General features: G+C 74.0%; 15 protein-coding genes. 7 read left to right on the top strand and 8 right to left on the bottom strand.

Going from position 1 to position 17730, the window contains the following annotated elements:
• Nucleotides 1-5 precede the first annotated feature (5 nt).
• Entirely contained in the window at nucleotides 6-3158 is a 3153-nt protein-coding gene (locus ACFPM7_RS05100) for an amino acid adenylation domain-containing protein (RefSeq protein ID WP_378244332.1), read from the bottom strand.
• A gap of 218 nt (nucleotides 3159-3376) precedes the next feature.
• Here ACFPM7_RS05100 and ACFPM7_RS05095 point away from each other — a divergent pair, with 218 nt between their 5' ends.
• Entirely contained in the window at nucleotides 3377-3580 is a 204-nt protein-coding gene (locus ACFPM7_RS05095) for an MbtH family protein (RefSeq protein ID WP_378244331.1), read from the top strand.
• A 298-nt stretch (nucleotides 3581-3878) separates the two neighbouring features.
• On the opposite strand, the gene ACFPM7_RS05090 is transcribed toward ACFPM7_RS05095, so the two are convergent.
• Both ACFPM7_RS05090 and ACFPM7_RS05085 read right to left on the bottom strand, forming a co-directional pair.
• Nucleotides 3879-4472: a response regulator transcription factor gene (locus ACFPM7_RS05090; RefSeq protein ID WP_378244329.1), complete on the bottom strand. Its 594-nt coding sequence runs from the start codon at nucleotides 4470-4472 to the stop codon at nucleotides 3879-3881.
• Nucleotides 4469-5092, bottom strand: a complete 624-nt coding sequence (locus tag ACFPM7_RS05085; protein WP_378244327.1) for a helix-turn-helix transcriptional regulator — start codon at nucleotides 5090-5092, stop codon at nucleotides 4469-4471. Before ACFPM7_RS05085 ends, ACFPM7_RS05090 begins: the two co-directional genes overlap by 4 nt.
• Nucleotides 5093-5357: 265 nt before the next feature.
• Here ACFPM7_RS05085 and ACFPM7_RS05080 point away from each other — a divergent pair, with 265 nt between their 5' ends.
• Complete coding sequence (locus ACFPM7_RS05080) at nucleotides 5358-8444, top strand: AfsR/SARP family transcriptional regulator (RefSeq protein WP_378244325.1); 3087 nt, start codon at nucleotides 5358-5360, stop codon at nucleotides 8442-8444.
• 12 nt (nucleotides 8445-8456) lie between these two features.
• On the opposite strand, the gene ACFPM7_RS05075 is transcribed toward ACFPM7_RS05080, so the two are convergent.
• Nucleotides 8457-8723, bottom strand: coding sequence for a 5'-nucleotidase (locus ACFPM7_RS05075; RefSeq protein WP_378244322.1), 267 nt, complete (start codon nucleotides 8721-8723; stop codon nucleotides 8457-8459).
• A 178-nt stretch (nucleotides 8724-8901) separates the two neighbouring features.
• Between ACFPM7_RS05075 and ACFPM7_RS05070 the strand changes: the two genes are divergently transcribed.
• The 3 genes from ACFPM7_RS05070 (at nucleotide 8902) to ACFPM7_RS05060 (ending at nucleotide 10841) form a co-directional block, all read left to right on the top strand.
• On the top strand, nucleotides 8902-9603 hold the full coding sequence (locus ACFPM7_RS05070; RefSeq protein ID WP_378244320.1) for a hypothetical protein: 702 nt from the start codon (nucleotides 8902-8904) through the stop codon (nucleotides 9601-9603).
• 64 nt (nucleotides 9604-9667) lie between these two features.
• Complete coding sequence (locus ACFPM7_RS05065; protein ID WP_378244318.1) at nucleotides 9668-9886, top strand: hypothetical protein; 219 nt, start codon at nucleotides 9668-9670, stop codon at nucleotides 9884-9886.
• A gap of 595 nt (nucleotides 9887-10481) precedes the next feature.
• On the top strand, nucleotides 10482-10841 hold the full coding sequence (locus ACFPM7_RS05060; RefSeq protein WP_378244316.1) for a hypothetical protein: 360 nt from the start codon (nucleotides 10482-10484) through the stop codon (nucleotides 10839-10841).
• Nucleotides 10842-10891: 50 nt separating this feature from the next.
• On the opposite strand, the gene ACFPM7_RS05055 is transcribed toward ACFPM7_RS05060, so the two are convergent.
• Nucleotides 10892-12424: an alpha/beta hydrolase gene (locus ACFPM7_RS05055; protein ID WP_378244314.1), complete on the bottom strand. Its 1533-nt coding sequence runs from the start codon at nucleotides 12422-12424 to the stop codon at nucleotides 10892-10894.
• A gap of 134 nt (nucleotides 12425-12558) precedes the next feature.
• Between ACFPM7_RS05055 and ACFPM7_RS05050 the strand changes: the two genes are divergently transcribed.
• On the top strand, nucleotides 12559-13278 hold the full coding sequence (locus tag ACFPM7_RS05050) for a MerR family transcriptional regulator (protein WP_378244312.1): 720 nt from the start codon (nucleotides 12559-12561) through the stop codon (nucleotides 13276-13278).
• A 76-nt stretch (nucleotides 13279-13354) separates the two neighbouring features.
• A complete protein-coding gene (locus ACFPM7_RS05045) occupies nucleotides 13355-15088 on the top strand; it encodes a serine/threonine-protein kinase (protein WP_378244310.1) in 1734 nt (577 codons plus the stop codon).
• A 3-nt stretch (nucleotides 15089-15091) separates the two neighbouring features.
• On the opposite strand, the gene ACFPM7_RS05040 is transcribed toward ACFPM7_RS05045, so the two are convergent.
• From ACFPM7_RS05040 to ACFPM7_RS05030, 3 genes are read right to left on the bottom strand one after another with little or no spacing between them, the layout of a single operon-like run.
• On the bottom strand, nucleotides 15092-15913 hold the full coding sequence (locus ACFPM7_RS05040; RefSeq protein ID WP_378244308.1) for an SDR family oxidoreductase: 822 nt from the start codon (nucleotides 15911-15913) through the stop codon (nucleotides 15092-15094).
• Nucleotides 15914-15964: 51 nt separating this feature from the next.
• Nucleotides 15965-16966 carry a 1-aminocyclopropane-1-carboxylate deaminase gene (locus ACFPM7_RS05035; RefSeq protein ID WP_378244306.1) on the bottom strand — a complete coding sequence of 334 codons (1002 nt, stop codon included), beginning with the start codon at nucleotides 16964-16966 and terminating at the stop codon, nucleotides 15965-15967.
• Nucleotides 16963-17619 carry a GntR family transcriptional regulator gene (locus ACFPM7_RS05030; protein WP_378244304.1) on the bottom strand — a complete coding sequence of 219 codons (657 nt, stop codon included), beginning with the start codon at nucleotides 17617-17619 and terminating at the stop codon, nucleotides 16963-16965. The genes ACFPM7_RS05035 and ACFPM7_RS05030 overlap by 4 nt, the downstream gene beginning before the upstream one ends.
• Nucleotides 17620-17730 lie beyond the last annotated feature (111 nt).

The following is a 17730-nucleotide window of genomic DNA, read 5'->3' as shown; positions in this document are numbered from 1 at the left end:
GTGCCTCAGCGGGGGGTGGCGGCGGTCCGCCGCCTGCTGCGCAGGACCGGCGCGGCGGTGGTCTCGGTCATGCGGGGGTAGCTCGGCAGGGCGGCGGCGAGCGCGGCGACGCTGCTGTGGTCGAACAGGGCGCGCACCGGCACGTCCACCGAGAGCGCGGCGCGCAGCCGCACCGCGACCCGGGTGGCCAGCAGGGAGTGCCCGCCGACGTCGAAGAAGCTGTCGTGCACGCCGAACGCGTCGGTGTTCAGCACCTCGGCCCACACTCCGGCGACAACCTTCTCGTCGGGGGTGCTCGGCAGGACCTTGGCGTGGGCCGCCGGGGCTTCCGGCAGCGGCAGCGCGAGCCGGTCGACCTTGCCGTTGGCGGTCTTGGGCAGCTCGTCGAGCACGACGTAGGCGGCGGGGAGCATGTAGTCGGGCAGCGACGCCAGCAGGAACGGGCGCAGCTCGTCGGCGCCGGGCGGATCGCCGACCAGGTAGGCGGTGAGCTGCAGGTCGCCGTCGGGGGCCGGGGTCGGGTGCACGACGGCCGCCCGCACACCGGGGTGCTCCAGCAGCGCGGCCTCGATCTCGCCGGGCTCCATCCGGTGCCCGCGGATCTTCACCTGGTGGTCGGCGCGGCCCAGGATGGCCACGGCGGCGCCGGGCCCGCGCCTGCCGAGGTCGCCGGTGCGGTACAGGCGCGCGCCGGGCTCGGCGGAGAACGGGTCGGGCAGGAACCGCTCGGCGGTGGTGTCCGGCCGGTTGCGGTAGCCGACGGCCATGCCCGCGCCGCCGAGGTAGATCTCCCCCACCGCGCCGTCGGCCACCGGCTCCAGGTCGGCGTCGAGGAGGAAGACGGTGGAGTTGTTCTGCGCGGCCCAGTCCAGCACGCGGCCCTCGGCGTCGACGCGGGCCGTGGTCGCCCACACGGTGGTCTCGGTGGGGCCGTAGAAGTCCCAGACCTGGGCACCGTCGGCGGAGAGCCTGCGCACCAGCTCCGGCGGCAGCTTCTCCCCGCCCGCCAGGACGGTCAGCGTGGACGGCGGCGACCAGCCGGAGTCCAGCAGCATCCGCAGCGTGACCGGGGTGGCCTGGAGCACGCGCGGGCCGTGCTCGGCGATGAGCGCGGCCAGGCGCTGCGGGTCGCGGGCCTGCTCGGCCGAGGCGATCACGACGTGCGCGCCGGTCAGCAGCGGCAGGTACAGCTCCAACACCGACGGGTCGAAGGAGACGGTGGTGAGGCCGACGACCGCGGTGCCCGGCTCCATCCCGGGGCGGTCCACCATGGACACCAGGAACTCGGCGAGGCCGCGGTGGTCGATCATCACGCCCTTGGGCAGGCCGGTCGAGCCCGAGGTGTAGATGGTGTAGGCGAGGTCCTCGGGGGTGGGGCCGGGCTCCGGCGGGGTGTCCGGGTGCGCGGCGATGGCCTCGGCGTGGGCGTCGATCAGCACGGGGACGGCCCCGCCCGCGGCGAGCACGTCGGCGAGCGCGGTCTCGGTGATGAGCGCGGTCGCGCCGGTGTCGGCGAGGAAGAACTCCAGGCGGCGGGGCGGGTAGTCGGGGTCCAGCGGCACGTAGGCCGCGCCCGCCTTGAGCACGCCGAGCAGGGCGATCGGCAGCCGGTGGCCGCGGTCGAGGTGCACCCCGACCACCGAGCCCCGGCCGACGCCGAGCCCGCGCAGGTGGTGGGCGAGGCGGTTGGCGGCGGCGTCGAGCTGGGCGTGGGTGAGGTCGCCGTCGTGCGAGCGCACGGCGGGCAGCTCCGGGGTGCGGGCCGCCTGCTCGGCGATCAGCTCGACCACCGTGCCGGTGGGCGGCGGGGCGGCGGTGTCGTTGCCGTGGGCCAGGAGCCGGGCGCGCTCGCGGCCGGGCAGGGCCGGGATGAGCGCGGTGTGGGCGGTCACCGGGGTGTCGGGGGCGGCGAGCGCGGCGCGCAGCAGGACGGGGTAGTCGGCGCCGATGCGCTCGACGCTGTCGGTGTCGAACAGGGAGGTGGCGTACTGCACGCGCCCGGCGAGGCCGTCGCCGACTGGGATCAGGTCCAGCACCAGGTCGAAGGGCAGGCCGGTGGGCGGCGACGGCCGCATCGCCACGTCCAGGCCGGGCAGGCCGACCCCGGCGACGCCGGCGGCCAGCAGCGAGAAGGTGACCTGGAACAGCGGGTTGCGGGAGAGGTCGCGGGCCGGGGCCAGCTCGGTGACGACCTGGTCGAAGGGGATGTCGGCGTGTCGCAGGTCGGCGAGCATGCCCGCGCGGACCCGGCCGAGCAGCTCGGTGAAGCTCGGCTCGCCCGCGACGTCGGCGCGCAGCGCGATCGTGTTGACGAACAGCCCGATCAGCGCCTCGGCGGCGACCCGGTCGCGGCCGGTCACCGGGGTGCCGACGGCGAAGTCGGTCTGGCCGCTGTAGCGGGCGAGCAGCGCCTGGAAGGCGGCCAGCAGCACCATGTACCGGGTGGACCTGTTGGCCCTGGCGAACGCGTCGACCTCGGCGAGCAGGTCGGCGGGGACCTGGAAGCGGCCGATCGCGCCCGCGCCGGTCCACTCGGCGGGCCGGGGCTTGTCGGTGGGCAGGCGCAGCGGCGGCAGGTCGGCGAGCTTGCCGGTCCAGTGCGCCAGTCCGGCCTCCATGCGCTTGCCCGCCAGGCGCTCGCCGTGGGCGCGGGCGTGCTCGGCGTAGCTGGTGGCCAGCGGCGCGAGGTCGGCGGGGCCGCCTCCGGTCAGCTCGCCGTAATGGGCGGCCAGCTCGCGGGTGAGCACCGGCCAGGAGCCGAAGTCGAAGGCGATGTGGTGCACGACGATCACCAGCACGTGCTCGTCGTCGGCGAGCCTGCCCAGCACGGCGCGCAGCGGGACGCCCGCGCCGACATCGATGGGCCTGCCCGCCTCAGCGGCGACCCAGGCGTCCACTTCGGATTCCGTACGGCCGCTCAGGTCGACCAGGTCGACCGGCACGGCCGAGGCCGGCTCCAGCACCGCGACCGGATCGCCGTCCTCGGCGGGAAACCGCGTGCGCAGCACCTCGTGCCGCCCGGCGACCGCCCGCAGCGCCCCGGCCAGCGCCCCGACGTCCAGCGGCCCACCCACCCGCAGCGCCACGGGCAGCAGGTAGTCGGCCGATCCGGGGTGCAGCTGGTCCAGGAACCACAACCGCCGCTGAGCGAAGGACATCAAGCCACCGGAGCCCACCGGACACCTCCTCCAGTACCGAGACCGGGCCTCTGGGCGCCGGCTTGTGGCACAACGCTGCCCGTCGGCGGGTGGGTGTCACCAGAGAAGGAGCGGCAGCCATCCACCGCGACGGCTTCTGCGCTTTTCTCCCTGTGCCGAACCCCGGCCGGGGTACACGCTTGAGCCTGTTCGCCCCACAGTTCAGGAGGACCGGATCGATGAGCGACGAGGGAACCTACCGCGTAGTCCGCAACGACGAGGAGCAGTACTCGATCTGGCGGGCAGGCCGCGACCTGCCCCTGGGCTGGTACGCCGAGGGCACGACGGGAACCAAGCAGGAGTGCCTCGACCACATCGGTGCGGTGTGGACGGACATGCGCCCGCTGAGCCTGCGCAAGCAGATGGACGCCGCCGCGGTCTGACCGAGACGGCTGTGAGGGGTGGCCCGGATGGGCCACCCCTCACAGTGCTGTCGGCCGGTGTGCCGAGGGTGCTGTCGATGCTGTGTTGCCGGAGATGGCCGGAGTCAACCGGATACGAGGACCACCGGGGCGATATCCCGGCACGCGGTGTCGGCAAGGCGGTCTGGCCAGGCGGACACCGCCCCCCGCCGCCTGGTTATCGAAGGCGGCGGTGCGGGTTCCAGGCGAATGCGGCGGCTGTGGACTGCCGCCGTTCGCACCAGGCTCGCTCGACCGGGGTTCGCTCGACCGGGGTCGCTCAGATCAGGCCTGTGCGGATGGCCGTGGCGACGGCGTGGGAGCGGTTTCGGGCCTGGAGCCTGCCCATCAGCTCGTAGATGACGTTCTTCACCGTGTGCTCCGAGCAGCGCAGCATCCTGGCGATGTCGGCGTTGCCGTGGCCATCGGCCATCAGGCCCAGGACACTCGTCTGCCTGCGGGTGAGCACCGCGGGTACGGGTTCGACGGGTTCGGGGCCGCCGAGGAGGCGGACCAGGACCTCGTGGGGGACGCGGCCGTCGCCGGAGCGGGCGGCGTCGACGGCGGCGAGGAGGCGGGCCGGGGTGAGGTCGGCGGTGCGCAGCATCGCGCTCGCGCCCATACGCAGCGCCCGGCGCACGCCGATCTGGCTGAAGCGCTCGGCCACCACCAGGCCCGGGGTCGCGGTCCCGCAGGCGTCGATGGCGTCCTCCACCGTCTCCCCCACCGCCGCGACGACGGCGGACCCGCCCGCGGGCCCGGATAACGGGACGCCCGCTAGGCGGAGCGCGGAGGTGATCTTGGCGCGCGTGCTCTCGTCGGCGGCGACGACCCGCACCGGCAGCGCGGCGGGCGGGGCCAGCAGGGCGGTCACAGCAGACCCGCCCGGAGTGCGTAGGCCACGGCGTGCGCGCGGTTGCGCAGCCGGAACCGGCGGGTGATGTCGTGCACGACGGTGGTGACCGTGCGGGTGGAGTAGGACAGCGTCCTGGCGATCTCGCTGGTCTCGTGCCCGTCGGCGACGAGGCTGAGCACAGCGCGCTCGCGGTCGCTGAGGCCCGCCGCCGACCAGCCGCCCGCGGCGGAGAGGTCCCGGTCGCCGAGCAGGCCGCCGTCGAGCAGGCGGTTGAGCATGTCCGGCGGCACGGTGCAGTCGCCGCCCGCGGCGGCCAGCACGGTGCGCGCCAGCCGGACCGGCGTCGCCTCCTTGCGGCGCAGCAGTCCCCGCGCGCCCGCCGCGATGGCCCGCTGGGCGGCGCCGGGGTCGACGTCGGTGGCGACGATGACCACCTCGGGGCGGTGCGGGGCCGATCGGGTGGCGCGCACGGCGGCCAGCTCGTCGGCGCCGACGGAGTCCACCATCACCACGGTGACGACCGCGGGCTCGCCGGGCGTCACCACCGACAGGTCGGGGCAGGAGCGCAGGGCGCTGGTCGCGCCCGCTTCCAGCATCGGGTCGTTCGCCACCACGGCGACGCACACGGGATCGCCCATGTCGTCTCTCCTTCAGCAGTCATCCGGTCTGCCGACACCGTCGCCCGCGCCGCTTGGCATCCGCTTTCGACGCGCTGTCGGCGGCGTTTAGCGCTCGGATAGCCGACTGACGACTCCTCACTTCAGGGCCCTCACCTGGTGGTGGCCGATTGACGACATAACCCGGCAGTTTGGCGGCACTTGTCTCGGTCCACGTGGCGGTCGCGTTACGCTTCGGTCGGTTACGACTGTTAGCCTCCGATCGCGCCGAACCGGGAGGGGTCGGATGGAGTTGCGGCTTCTCGGCCCGCCCGAGCTGGTGGTCAACGGGCGGACGCTGGACCTGGGAGGACCGCGCCAGCGCCTCGTGCTGACCCTGCTCGCGCTCAACGCCAACCGGGTCACCTCCGTCGAACACCTCCTGGACGCCGTCTGGGACGACGCGCCGCCATCAACCGCCCGCGGCCAGATCCAGATCTGCATCTCCGCGCTGCGCAAGCTCTTCGGCGAGTCCGGCTCGGCCGCCATCCGGACCCAGCCGCCCGGCTACGTGCTCACCCTCGGCCCCGGCGAGCTGGACATCGATGTCTTCCACGCCCGCGTCGCCGCCGGGCACGAGCACGCCGCCGCCAACCGGCCCGCCGAGGCCGTCGCCGAGCTGCGGGCCGCCCTCGCGCTGTGGCGCGGTCCCGCGCTCGCGGGCATCTCCGGCGCCGCGGCCCTGCGCGAGGCGACCCGCCTGCACGAGCGCCAGGCCGCCGTCTTGGAGGAGCGCATCCGCCTGGACCTCACCCTCGGCAGGCACCAGGAGCTGATCGGCGAGTTACGCGCGCTGGTCGCCGAACAGCCCCTGCAGGAGAGGCTGCACGCCTTCCTCATGCTCGCCCTCTACCGCTGCGGACGGCAGGCCGACGCGCTGGAAGCGGGCAGACGGGCCCGGACCCTGCTGGCCGAGGAGGTCGGGGTCGACCCCGGCCCCGAGCTGGAGCGCATGGAGCAGGCGATCCTCACCCGCGACCCGGTCCTCGACCTGCCCGGCGACCGCGCCCCCGAGCGCCCCGCCGAGACCCGCGCCGCAGCCCGTCCCGCCGAGGAGGGCATCGCGGTGCCCCGGCAGCTGCCGCCCAGCATCGCCGACTTCACCGGCCGCGGCGGCCAGCTGGCCGAGGTCAACGGCGTCCTCTGCGGCGACCGCGACCCCTACGCCATGCCGATCGTGGCCGTGAGCGGACCCGGCGGCGTCGGCAAGTCGAGCATGGTGGTCCGCGCCGCGCACGAGCTGGTCGAGGAGTACCCCGACGGGCAGCTCTACGCCGACCTGCGCACCAGCGGCGTGGACGACGGCGCGTCCCGCCAGCTCGCCCGCTTCCTGCGCGCGCTGGGCGTGCCCGGCACGTCGGTGCCCGACGACCCGCTGGAGCGCGCGGAGCTCTACCGCAGCAAGCTCGCCAACCGCCGGGTGCTCGTCGTGCTGGACGACGTCTCCGACGAGGAGCAGGTGCTCCCGCTGCTGCCCGGCAGCCCGCACTGCGCGGTGATCACCACCAGCCGCACCCGGCTGACGGGCCTGCCCGGCGCGCACTGCATCGATGTGGAGACCCTCGACGCGGACCAGTCGGTCGCGCTGCTGGGCCGGATAATCGGCCCCGACCGCGTCGCCGAGGAGCCCGAGGCCAGCGACCGGCTGGTGCAGCTGTGCTCCGGTTTGCCGCTGGCGCTGCGGATCGCGGGGGCGCGGCTGGTGTCGCGGCCGCACTGGCGCGTCGACGATCTGGTGCGCAGGCTCGACGACGAGAAGCACCGGCTGGACGAGTTCGTCCACAAGGGACTGGAGCTGCGCTCCACGATCGCCCTGACCTACCGCGGCTTACCCGAGCGCGCCCGGCGCCTGTTCCGGCTGTGCGCGGTGGTCGACGCCGCCGACTTCCCCGGATGGGCCCCGGCCGCGCTGCTCGACACCTCCCTGCGCGCCGCCGAGGACCTGGTCGAGACGCTGGTCGACGCGCACGTGCTCGAAGTGCGCTCCGTGCCCGGCGAGCGCACCCGCCGCTACCGCTTCCACGACCTGGTCCGGGTCTTCGGCCAGGAACGCCTCGCCGACGAGGAGCCCAAGGAGAGCCGCGACGCCGCGGTCGAGCGCTACCTCGGCGGCTGGCTCGCCCTCTCCGACGCCGCCCACCGCAAGGAGTACGGCGGCGACTTCACCGTCCTGCACGGCGCCGCGCCGCGCTGGCGGCCCTCCGACGCCGAGCTGCCCGAGCCGGTCGCCGAGCCGCTGGCGTGGTGGGAGCGCGAGCGCCGCGGCCTGGTCCCGGCGATCCGGCAGGCCGCCGACACGGGCCTGGTCGAGGCCTGCTGGGACCTGGCCCTCACCTCGGTGACCCTGTTCGAGACCCGCGGCTACATCGATGACTGGGTGGAGACCGCGACCCTGGCCGCCCGGGTCACCGAGGGCGAGCAGCGCGGCCACGCCGCCGCGGTCTACAACCTCGGCACCCTCGCCCTGGCGCAGAAGCGGCTCGCCGAGGCCGACGAGCACTTCGCGAGCGCGCTCGCCGGGTTCACCGAGTGCGGCGACGTGCACGGGCAGGCCTTGGTGCTGCGCAACTCCGCCTTCATCAGCCGGGTGCGCGGGGAGTCCGGGACGGCCCGCGCGAAGTACTCCGACGCGCTGAGCCGCATGCGCGAGGCCGGTGACCGGGCAGGCGAGGCGCACGTGCTCTCCAGCCTGGCGAAACTGTGCATCGACGACGGCGACACGGCGCGGGCGCGGGAACTGCTGGACGAGGCGGTCGCGATCTGCCGGGACGCGGGCAGCCTCCGGGTGGAGGCCCAGGTCACCTACCGGCTCGCGGAGCTGCACCTCGGGGTGGACGACGTCGCCGCCGCGCGGCAGGCGCTGCACCGGACGCTGCGGGTCGTGCGCGACCTGGGCGACAAGGTCGGGGAGGCGTACGCGCTGCACGCCCTCGGCGCCGTCCGCCACCGCGAGGGCAGGCTGGACGCCGCGCACACCACGCTGTCGCACTCGCTGTCGCTGGCCATCGAGGTGGGCGACCGGTGGATCGAGGGGCAGGCGCGGTACAGCCTCGGCGAGGTCACCGTCGCCAGGGGCAACGAGGAGGTCGGCGCCGAGCACCTGCGGGCCGCCGCCGCGTGCTTCGCCGAGCTCGGCTCGACGCTGTGGCGGGCCAAGGCGCTGGTCCTGCTGGCCGAGGCGCACCTGTCCGCCGAGCGCTCCGCCGAGGCGGGCACCTGCCTGGACACCGCGCTCGACCTGCTCTCCGGGACCGAGTCCGAGGAAGCCGCCCGCTGGTCCGAGCAGGCCGAGCGGGCCCGCGCCACGGTCTTCACCGACCTCGACCTCGTGTGAGCCACCGGGCCGTCAGCCCCAGTGCGAGTCGTTGAGGACGGTCGCGGCCGGGGCGGAGCCCCAGTGCGAGTCGGCGGGCGTGGCGCCCCAGTGCGAGTCCGCCGGGGTGAAGCCCCAGTGCGAGTCGGCGGGGGTGGCGCCCCAGTGGGAGTCGGCGACCGTCGGAGCGCCCCAGTGCGAGTCGTCGCCTGCCGCGCCGACGAACACCGCGCCGAAGGCCGCGAACAGGGCGGAAGCGGCGACGACGAACTTGCTGACCTGGGCGGCGGTCTTGGACATCTGGGACGCTCCCTCTGCTGGTTCCCCCGGCGTTCTGCCGGACTGGAGCCAGTTCACGGGTCCGCGCTCAACAGGAGACTTCGATCCGGTTTACCTGAGCGCTTAGCGCGCCGATAGCGAACGCATAAGGCTCTCAGCCACGCTCCTGGGCGCATCACCACTGACGATGGGGGCACCGATGCGAGACGGCACCAGAACACTCACCGACGACGACCTCTGGGCGCTCACCGAGCACGTCGACGTGTCCGCCGTGCTGCGCGCGGCGCTCGCCGAGCTGCGCGCGTCCGGTGCCGCCCAGCCGCTGGGGGAACCGCCCGACGGCGACCCGGTGCTGCTGATAGCCGACCCGCTCACCGGGGGAAAGGCCGAGCTGCCCGCAGCCGCGGTGCGCGCCATCCGGCAGGCGGGCTGCGCCGCGGCCGCCGCCGTCGACCTGCTGCCCCCCGCGGTGATCACCGCGGGCGTCATCGGCGCGGCCCCGGACGTGTGGTGGCACGCGCGCGTGCTCTGCCAGGCGCTGCCCGCCATCACCCACATCGCCGTCACCGCGGCGGGCCCGCCGCCCGCCCGCCTCGCCGACCACCTCGACCTCGCGGGGGTCGGGCTGGCCGTCGCCGCCGACGCCCGGACCGCGGCCTTCGGCGCGAACCTGGTCGTGGCCGCGGGCCCCGCCGCGCTCGCCCCGGAGGGCATCACCGCGGGCGCGGTGCTGGTCGAAGCCGTCCCGCACGCCTATCCCCCGAGCCTGCGCGGCCCCGACGACCTGCTCGCCGACGCCGACCTCCCGCACCCCTTCCATCTGGTCCCGCCCCGGGCGGGCTGCCACTCCCCCGCCCTGGACGCCTTCCTCGCGGCGGCGCTGCTGGCATCGCTGCCCTGAACCCGTGTTTGCGCCCGAACGGGCCGCGTCAAGTCGCTGGGCACCGCCTACCAGGGCTCTGGCGGTGCGAGGCCGCCGACCTCTTCCGGCACAAGCTCGGCGAGCTGCCGACTACCTCGACAAGGCCAACCGCTCCCTCAACGCCGCCGCCGACGCGCCGCGGCGCTGGCACGCCGACCTCGTCCCGATGCAGCGCGCCGCCAACGACCTGGAGGCCCAGGCCAGGGCCGCGCTGGAGCGGCTGCGGTCCGCCGATCCGGCGGCTGCCGCGGCGGGCTGGTGATCGGGGAGCTCCGGATGCCGGCAGGCCGCTTCGGCACTGCCGCGGAGCTGGTGGTGCCGACGTTCCGGGCGGTGGGGCTGGCGCCGTTGCCGACGGGCGACCACGTGGCGGTCTTGGACGTCAGCACGACCAGCCCGGCCGCGTGGCCCGAGGTGTCCCGGCAGGAGGCGGGATCGCGCACAGCTTGCGGCACGGGGTCTCGTGAGCGGGGGGTTGGGCACGGCCATCGCGGTGGTGGCCGTGCCGGTTCCGGTGGCCGTGGGCGCGGTGGTGTTCGCCTGTCGGCACCGGCTCCTGTCCGTCGCGCAAGGTGGAGAGGTTCGCGAGCAAGTGCGACGGTCGCAGGGTTGTTCACTTTCAGCCGTGGTACTGGTCTTTCGGCGTGACCGTGGCGCGGGGAGTCGCTCGGGAGCGGGGACATGCGGAGGCGGGCGCCACCGGTCCTCGCCTTGGTGCGAACCGGGACGTGATGAACTTCGTCCCCGGCAGGCGCTGATTTGTCCACTTCGGACAACATGAGAGCGGGAGGCGGCATCGCGATCTTGCCGGTATTGTCGGAATAGTTCGCTGTGCCGCTCTAGCTGAAGGGTTTGACATGAGCCTGTTCGACTCCCTCCGGGACAAGGCCGCCGAGATGTTCTCCGGCGCTTCCGACCAGGTGGGTGACGTGGCGTCGTCGCTGCCGGGGGCTGATGTCGTCGGCGAGCAGACCGCCGCGGTGAGCGGGGCCGCCGAGGGGTACGTCGCGGACGCCACCGGGATGGCTCAGGACTTCGGCGGGACCGCGACCGAGGCCGTCGCGCCGTACGCCGAGGCAGCCCAGGACGTCCCCGGGGCATTCGGCGAGGCAGCCGCCCCGTACACCGAGGCCGCTCAGGGCTTCGGCGAGGCCGCCGCCCCGTACACCGAGGCGGTTCAGGACTTCCCCGGCGCTCCGGAGCCTTACCGCCCCTGAGCGGTGGCACGGCGCGGGGGCCGGGCCGGTGGCTCGGCCCCCGCGTTCGCTCACCGCTCGGACCGCAGCCGCTCCAGCGTTCGCTCCCGGCGCTCCTGCCCGTCCGGCGTCAGCGCGAGCCCGGACGCCGCGGACGCCCGGCACGTCAGGTCGCGCTGGGGCATCACCCCGTCGACCAGGTACTTCGTGGTGACGTTCAGGGCACAGGCGTTGTCGTCGTACACGTAGACCCCGTGCCCGGAGCCGTCGACACTCACCATCCGCGCCCGCTCGCCGAACTTCGCGCGCACGAGCTTGCCGCCCAGGTGCGGCGTCGCCGGGTCGCGGAGGTTCTGCAGGACCAGGATGTTGCGCGGGCCCTCGTCGCTGATCTCCACGCGGGGCTGTGGGTCGTGGCGCCAGAACGCGCACGGCATGACGTTGGCCCCGGCCGCCCCGTACAGCGGGTGCTTCTCCCGATCCTGCGCGACGTCCCGGCGGTAGGTGGCCACGTCCTCGGGCCACTCCACGTCGTTGCAGGTGACGGCGAGGAACACCGTCCACGGGTTGTCGAACTGCGAGCCGTCGATACCGGGCGCGGGAGTCTCCTCGCCCCGCTTCACCGACTGCCACATCTGGGCGGTCCTGGCGTAGCTGCGCTCCTTGTACAGCCCGGCGAAGGTCCCGAGCCGGAAGAGGGTTCCGTTGATCCCCGCCACCGGTCGCTCATCCACCCGCTCCGCCAGCGCGAAGTACGTCCGGCGCACCTGCGCGGGCGTGCGCCCCAGGTCGTAGGTGCCGTGGCGGGCGGCCACCCACGCGGCGAAGTCCGGGAACGTCTCCTCGGCCCCGAGGCCGAAGCGGCGCATGCCGTCGTGGTCCAGCGCGGTGTCGCCGACGTTGCTGTCCAGCAGGACCCGGTCGGTGCGCTCCGGGAACATGGTGGCGTAGGCGGCGCCCAGGGCGGTTCCGTAGGACAGGCCGAAGAAGCTCGTCTTCTCCTCGCCGAGGGCGGCGCGGATGGTGTCGAGGTCCCGGGCCATAGTGGCCGTGGAGATGTGGCGCAGCCTGCCATCGGGATCGTTGGCGGCGCACTGGTCGGCCACCGACTTGGCGATCTCCGCCTGGCGGACGACGGCGGCATCGTCGACCGCGTAGGGCGGGATGTTGCCGAAGTACTCCTGATCGGCGGTGAAGCCGCAGCTCACCGGCGTCGAGTGGCCGACACCCCTGGTGTCCATGCCGATGAGGTCGTAGGTGTCCAGCACCGACGCGGGCATCCCCAGGTCCGCCAGGTCGGCGGGCATCGACAGGCCCGAGCCGCCGGGGCCGCCCGGGTTGAGCATCAGCACGCCCCGCCGGGCCGACGGGTTGGCGCTGGGCAGCCGGGAGATCGTCAGCTCGATCTCCTCGCCGCCGGGGTCGCTGTAGTCCAAGGGCGCCAGCACGGTGGCGCACTCCAGCACCGGTGCGGTGATGTCCTCCGGACACGCACCCCATCGCACGCCCGGCGCGGCCTGGCCCGCCTGCGCGGCTGGTGTCGCGAGCAGCGACCCGACGACGCCGACCACGGCCACCAGGGCCGCTTTTCGCCTTCGTTCCATGTCGTTTCTCCCCGATCTGCTCCTGTGGTGTGCCACCCATTCGAGACCGTGCCCTGGGGGCAGGGTCAAGCGGTGGGCCCTGGACGGGCGCGTCGTCTTGACCCTGCCCCCGGGGCACGGTGTGCAATGGGCCGATGGCGTGGAGCACGCGCGAGCTGGCCGAACTCGCGGGCGCGACGGTGAAGACCGTCCGCTACTACCACCGCATCGGACTGCTCGATGAGCCCGAGCGCGCCGCGAACGGCTACAAGCGCTACCAGGTCGCGCACCTGGTCCGGCTGCTGCGCATCCGCAGGCTGGTCGACCTGGGCGTCGCGCTGGCGGACATCCCGGCGGTGGAGGAGTCCGACGAGACCGCCGAGCAGGCGCTGCGCGCGCTCGACGCGGAGCTGGCGGCGAGCATCGAACGCCAGCAGCGCATGCGCGAGGACCTGGCGCTGGTCCTGCGCAACCGCACCCTCGTGGACCTGCCCCCCGGCTTCGACGAGCACGCCGCGGACCTCACCGACGCCGACCGCTCGCTGCTGCTGGTCTACTCCCGCCTCTTCGACCCGCCCGCGATGGCCGCCCTCCGCGACCTGCACTCCGCGCCGCGCGCCGCCGTCGAGACGGAGTTCGACGCCCTCGCCGAGGACACCTCGGAGGACGCCCGGCAGCGGCTGGCCGAGCGCCTGGCCCCCGAGGTGCGCAGGCAGATGCGCGAGCACCCGCGGCTCAAGGACGCTCCCGCCAGGAGCCCGCACGGCGCGGAGTACGCGCTGTCGGTGATCGTCAAGGGATTGGTCGAGCTGTACCGGCCCGCCCAGCTCGACGTCATGCGCAGGCTCGCGCTGCTCCTCAACGCCGACGGCTGACCTCCGCGTTCGCCACTGCGAACATCAGGTCCATCGGTCGAATGCACCCGTTCGGGTGGTTGCTAGCGTGTGCCCGGTGTCAGAGCGTGGACAGACCGGTCGGGTGGTGGGCGGCCGGTTCGAGCTGCTGGAGCCGCTGGGCAGCGGTGGGATGGGAACGGTGTGGCGGGCCCGGGACACCGGACTGCACCGCGAGGTCGCCATCAAGGAGGTGCGCCCGGCCGACGCCGCGCTGTACGAGCACAACGCCGAGCTGGCCGCCCAGCAGCGGGAGCGGGTGCTGCGCGAGTCGCGTGCCCTGGCCAGGCTCCAGCACCCGAACGTGGTCTCGATCTACCAGATCATCGAGGACGACACCCCGTACCCGTGGATCGTCATGGAGCTGGTCCAGGGCACCTCGCTGGACGAGCGCCTGCGCGCGGGCGTGCTGTCCCCCGCCGAGGCGGCCCGCATCGGGCGCGACGTGCTCGGCGCCCTGCGCGCGGCGCACGCGGCGGGCGTGCTGCACCGCGACGTCAAGCCCGGCAACGTCCTGCTGCGCGCGAGCGGCGGGGCCGTCCTCACCGACTTCGGCATCGCCGCGCTGCACGACTCCGGCCAGCTCACCGCCACCGGCGAGGTGATCGGCTCGCCGGAGTACATCGCCCCCGAGCGCCTGCTCGGCGACGAGACCAAGACCGCCTCGGACCTGTGGTCGCTGGCGATGCTGCTGTACGTGTCCGTCGAGGGCTACCACCCGATGCGCCGCGCCACCACGATGGCGACCCTGGCGGCGGTGATGACCGAGCAGGTCCCGCCGCCGCGCCGCGCGGGCGCGCTGGGCCAGGCGCTGAGCGCCGTCCTGGTCTCCGACCCGGCCGCGCGCCCCACCGGCGAGGTCCTCGACCGCATGCTGGCCGCCGCCGAGCACGGCGCGCCGCTGGGCCCGCCCACCCCGGCCGGTCCGGCGTTCCAGGCCTACCCGACCCCGCCCGGCCAGACCCCGCCCGGCGGGCAGTGGTACCCCAACCAGCACCCCGCCCACCAGCAGTCCCCGTCGCACCCGTTCCCCAAGCCGGGCTTCCAGCAGTCCCACTCCCACCCGGTCGCCAAGCCCTTCTACCAGCCCAGCCCGTCGCACCCGGTGGCCAAGCCGGGCCGCAAGCAGCTCGGCGCGGTCCTGTTCTCGCTGACCGCCGTGGCGCTGGTCGTGACGGTCACGCTGCTGCTGGTCAACAGCTTCAGCGCCAAGGACGATCCCGAGGACAACCGCGCGGGCGCGGGGGGCACCACGACCGTGTCCGTCCCGAAGGTCAAGGTCACCACGACCGACCCGGAGACCCGCGAGGCCACGACCACCACGACCGCGACCACGACCGAGGCACCGCCGGACACCCTGCTCAGCCCGGCGGGCGCGCGCGAGGTGGTCGGCGAGCTGAGCAAGGTCATGGGCGGCACCAAGGTCTCCGACCTGACCATCTACCCCGACTTCGCCAGGGCCACCGCGCCCGCCAAGGCGGTCAAGAACGGCTTCGACGACTTCCAGTACCGCAACGGCGAGGCCATCCGCGAAGGCCCCGACACCGTCGACGCCGACCGCGCCGTCCTCGACCTCGATGACGTCAACTGGGACGCCCTGCCCTCCATGTGGAAGCGGGCGGAGAAGGACCTCGGCGTCCCCAAGCCGACGATGCGCTACATCATCATCGACACCGACATCATCGACGGCACCGCCGAGTTCAAGCTCTACCTCAGCGACGACTACGGCGGCGCGTACCTGCTCGCCGACCTCAACGGCAGGGTGCTCAAGCTCTACCCGCGCGACAGCTGAGGCTCAGGGCGTGCGCCAGGCGTCGTCCGGGAGCCGTTCGCCGGCCTGAGGGCCCATGAGGAGCATGCCTCCGTCCACGACGAACGACGCCCCGGTGACGTAGCCCGCCGCAGGCGTGGCCAGGAACGCGATGACGGCCGCCACCTCGTCGGCGTGCCCCGGCCTGCCCAGCGGAATCCCCGGACGCGGCTCGGACCTCGGGTCGGCGTCCTCGTCGTCGTTCATCGGGGTGGCGATCTCGCCGGGGGCGACGGAGTTGACCGTGATGGCGTGCTCGGCCAACTCCATCGCCATGACCTTGGTGAGCATCCCGAGCCCGGCCTTGGCCGCGCAGTACGGCGCGGCGCCCACCCTCGGCGCGTGCTCGTGCACGCTGGTCACGTTGATGATCCGCCCGCCGACCCCCGCCTCGATCATGCGCGCCGCGGCTCGCTGCGAGCACAGGAACGCCCCGTCGAGGTCGACGCTGAGCACGCCGCGCCAAGTGTCGAAATCCATCTCCATGACCGGGGTGCTGCTGCCCCGCCCAGCGTTGTTGACCAGCACGTCGATCCCGCCCAGCTCGTCGGCCAGGTGGTCGATGGCGCTCGCCGCGCCCGGCAGGTCGGTCAGGTCGAGCCGGGCGACGACCCCGCGCGCGCCCGCCGCCTCCACCTCGGCCTTCGTGCGCAGCGCGCCCTCCTCGTCGCTGTTCCAGGTGATGCCGACGTCCACACCGCCCCTGGCCAGCGCGACGGCGGCGGCCTTGCCGATCCCGGAGTCGGACCCGGTCACCACGGCGCGCAGTGGCGCGCCGGAGCGCTCGGCGGGCAGGGGCGCGATCACGGCGTCTCCTCTCGACAGTCCTGCCCTTGGTCTTCCCCGCCGAGCCGCGTCCTATGCCCCCGGGAACTCCAGTCCGGAGTACGCGTTGAGCGCGGGCTGCCCGCCCAGGTGGGCGTAGAGGACGGTGCAGCCGCGGTCGATCTCCCCGGTCGCCACCAGGTCGATCAGCCCGGCCATGGACTTGCCCTCGTAGACCGGGTCGGTGATCATCGCCTCGGTGCGGGCGGCGAGCGCCATGGCGGCGGTGGTCCGCTCGTCGGGGATGCCGTAGGCCCCCGCGTGGTAGCGCTCGTCCAGCTCGACGGCGCTGTCCTCGACGGACGTCCCGCGCAGCTCGGCGGTCCCGCGCGCGATGCGCAGCACGGCGGCGCGGGTCTCCTCGGGCTTGGCCGAGGCGTCGATGCCGATGACCCGGCGCGCGCGGTCCTGCCCGGCGAACCCGGCGACCATGCCCGCCTGGGTGCTGCCGGTGACCGAGCAGACGACCACGGTGTCGAAGAAGACGCCCAGCTCGCGCTCTTGGCGGGCCAGCTCGTCGGCCCACTCGGCGAAGCCGAGGCCGCCCAGCGGGTGGTCGGAGCCGCCCGCCGGGATGGAGTAGGGCTTGCCGCCCCTGGCCCGCACGTCGTCCAAGGCGCGCTGCCAGGACTCCTTGATCTCGATGCCGAAGCCCGACGGGTCGCGGCGGACCTCGGCGCCCATGAGCCTGCTCAGCTGGATGTTGCCGACCCTGTCGTAGCCGGGGTCCTCCCAGTCGACCCACTTCTCCTGCACCAGCACGCACTTGAGCCCGGCGCGCACGGCCGCGGCAGCGACCTGCCTGGTGTGGTTGGACTGCACCCCGCCGATGGAGACGAGGGTGTCGCAGCCCTGGGCGAGCGCGTCGGCGACGAGGTACTCCAGCTTGCGGGTCTTGTTGCCGCCGTAGGCGAGCGGGGAGTTGAGGTCCTCCCGCTTGGCCCACAGCCGCGCGCCGCCGAGGTGCGCGGAGAGCCGGTCGAGCGGGTGGACCGGGGAGGGGCCGAGCAGCAGCGGGTAGCGCTCGAAGGTCATGGCTTCTCCTTCTTCTCCAGCGGGACGGACTTCTCCAGCAGGACCGACAGGGTCGCCCAGTTGCGCTCGGCGAGCCCGGCCGCGAGCCCGGCGTCGCCGTCGGCGCAGGCGGCGATGATCCGCTCGTGCATGGGCGCGGAGTCGCGCCCCAGCGGCGACCCGAGGTACAGGTGGATGGCCCGGTGCAGCAGCGGGGTGTACCGGCGGATGGTCGCCGCGACGGCGGTGTTCCCGCAGGCGCGCACGAGCACGTCGTGGAAGGCGTCGTCGAGGTCGATGGCGTCCATCAGCGCGCCGGAGCCGATCGCGGCGGCGAACCGGGTGTTGGCCGCGCGCATGTCCGCCAGGTGGCCTGCGGTGAGCACGGGCACCGCCAGCCGGGTCGCGAGTCCGTGCATGGCCTGCACGACGGCGTGCGCGTCACGCACGGCGCGGGCGTCGAGCGGGGTGACGCGGGTGTAGCTGTGCGGCTTGGTCTCGATCAGCCCCTCGTCGGCCAGCCGGGCCAGCGCCTCCCGGACCGGCGTCCGCGACAGCCCCATGCGAGCCGCCAGCTCCACGTCCTTCACCGCCTCACCGGGCGCCAGCTCCCCCGCCACGATCGCGCGCCGAATGGCGCCGAGCGCCTGCTCGCTGAGCAGCGACCGGTCCACGCGACTAATATATTGCATTCTGGAAGACTAGCAGGCGCGCGCGAAGGCAGGCGTGGCGGCAGTCCACCCGACGGCTGACGCGCCAACGCCCCCTCACCTTCGGCCCGCCCT

The organism is Actinokineospora guangxiensis (genome assembly GCF_042657845.1).
Taxonomy (GTDB): Bacteria; Actinomycetota; Actinomycetes; order Mycobacteriales; family Pseudonocardiaceae; genus Actinokineospora; species Actinokineospora guangxiensis.
This window is presented reverse-complemented; position numbering and strand designations above follow the sequence as displayed.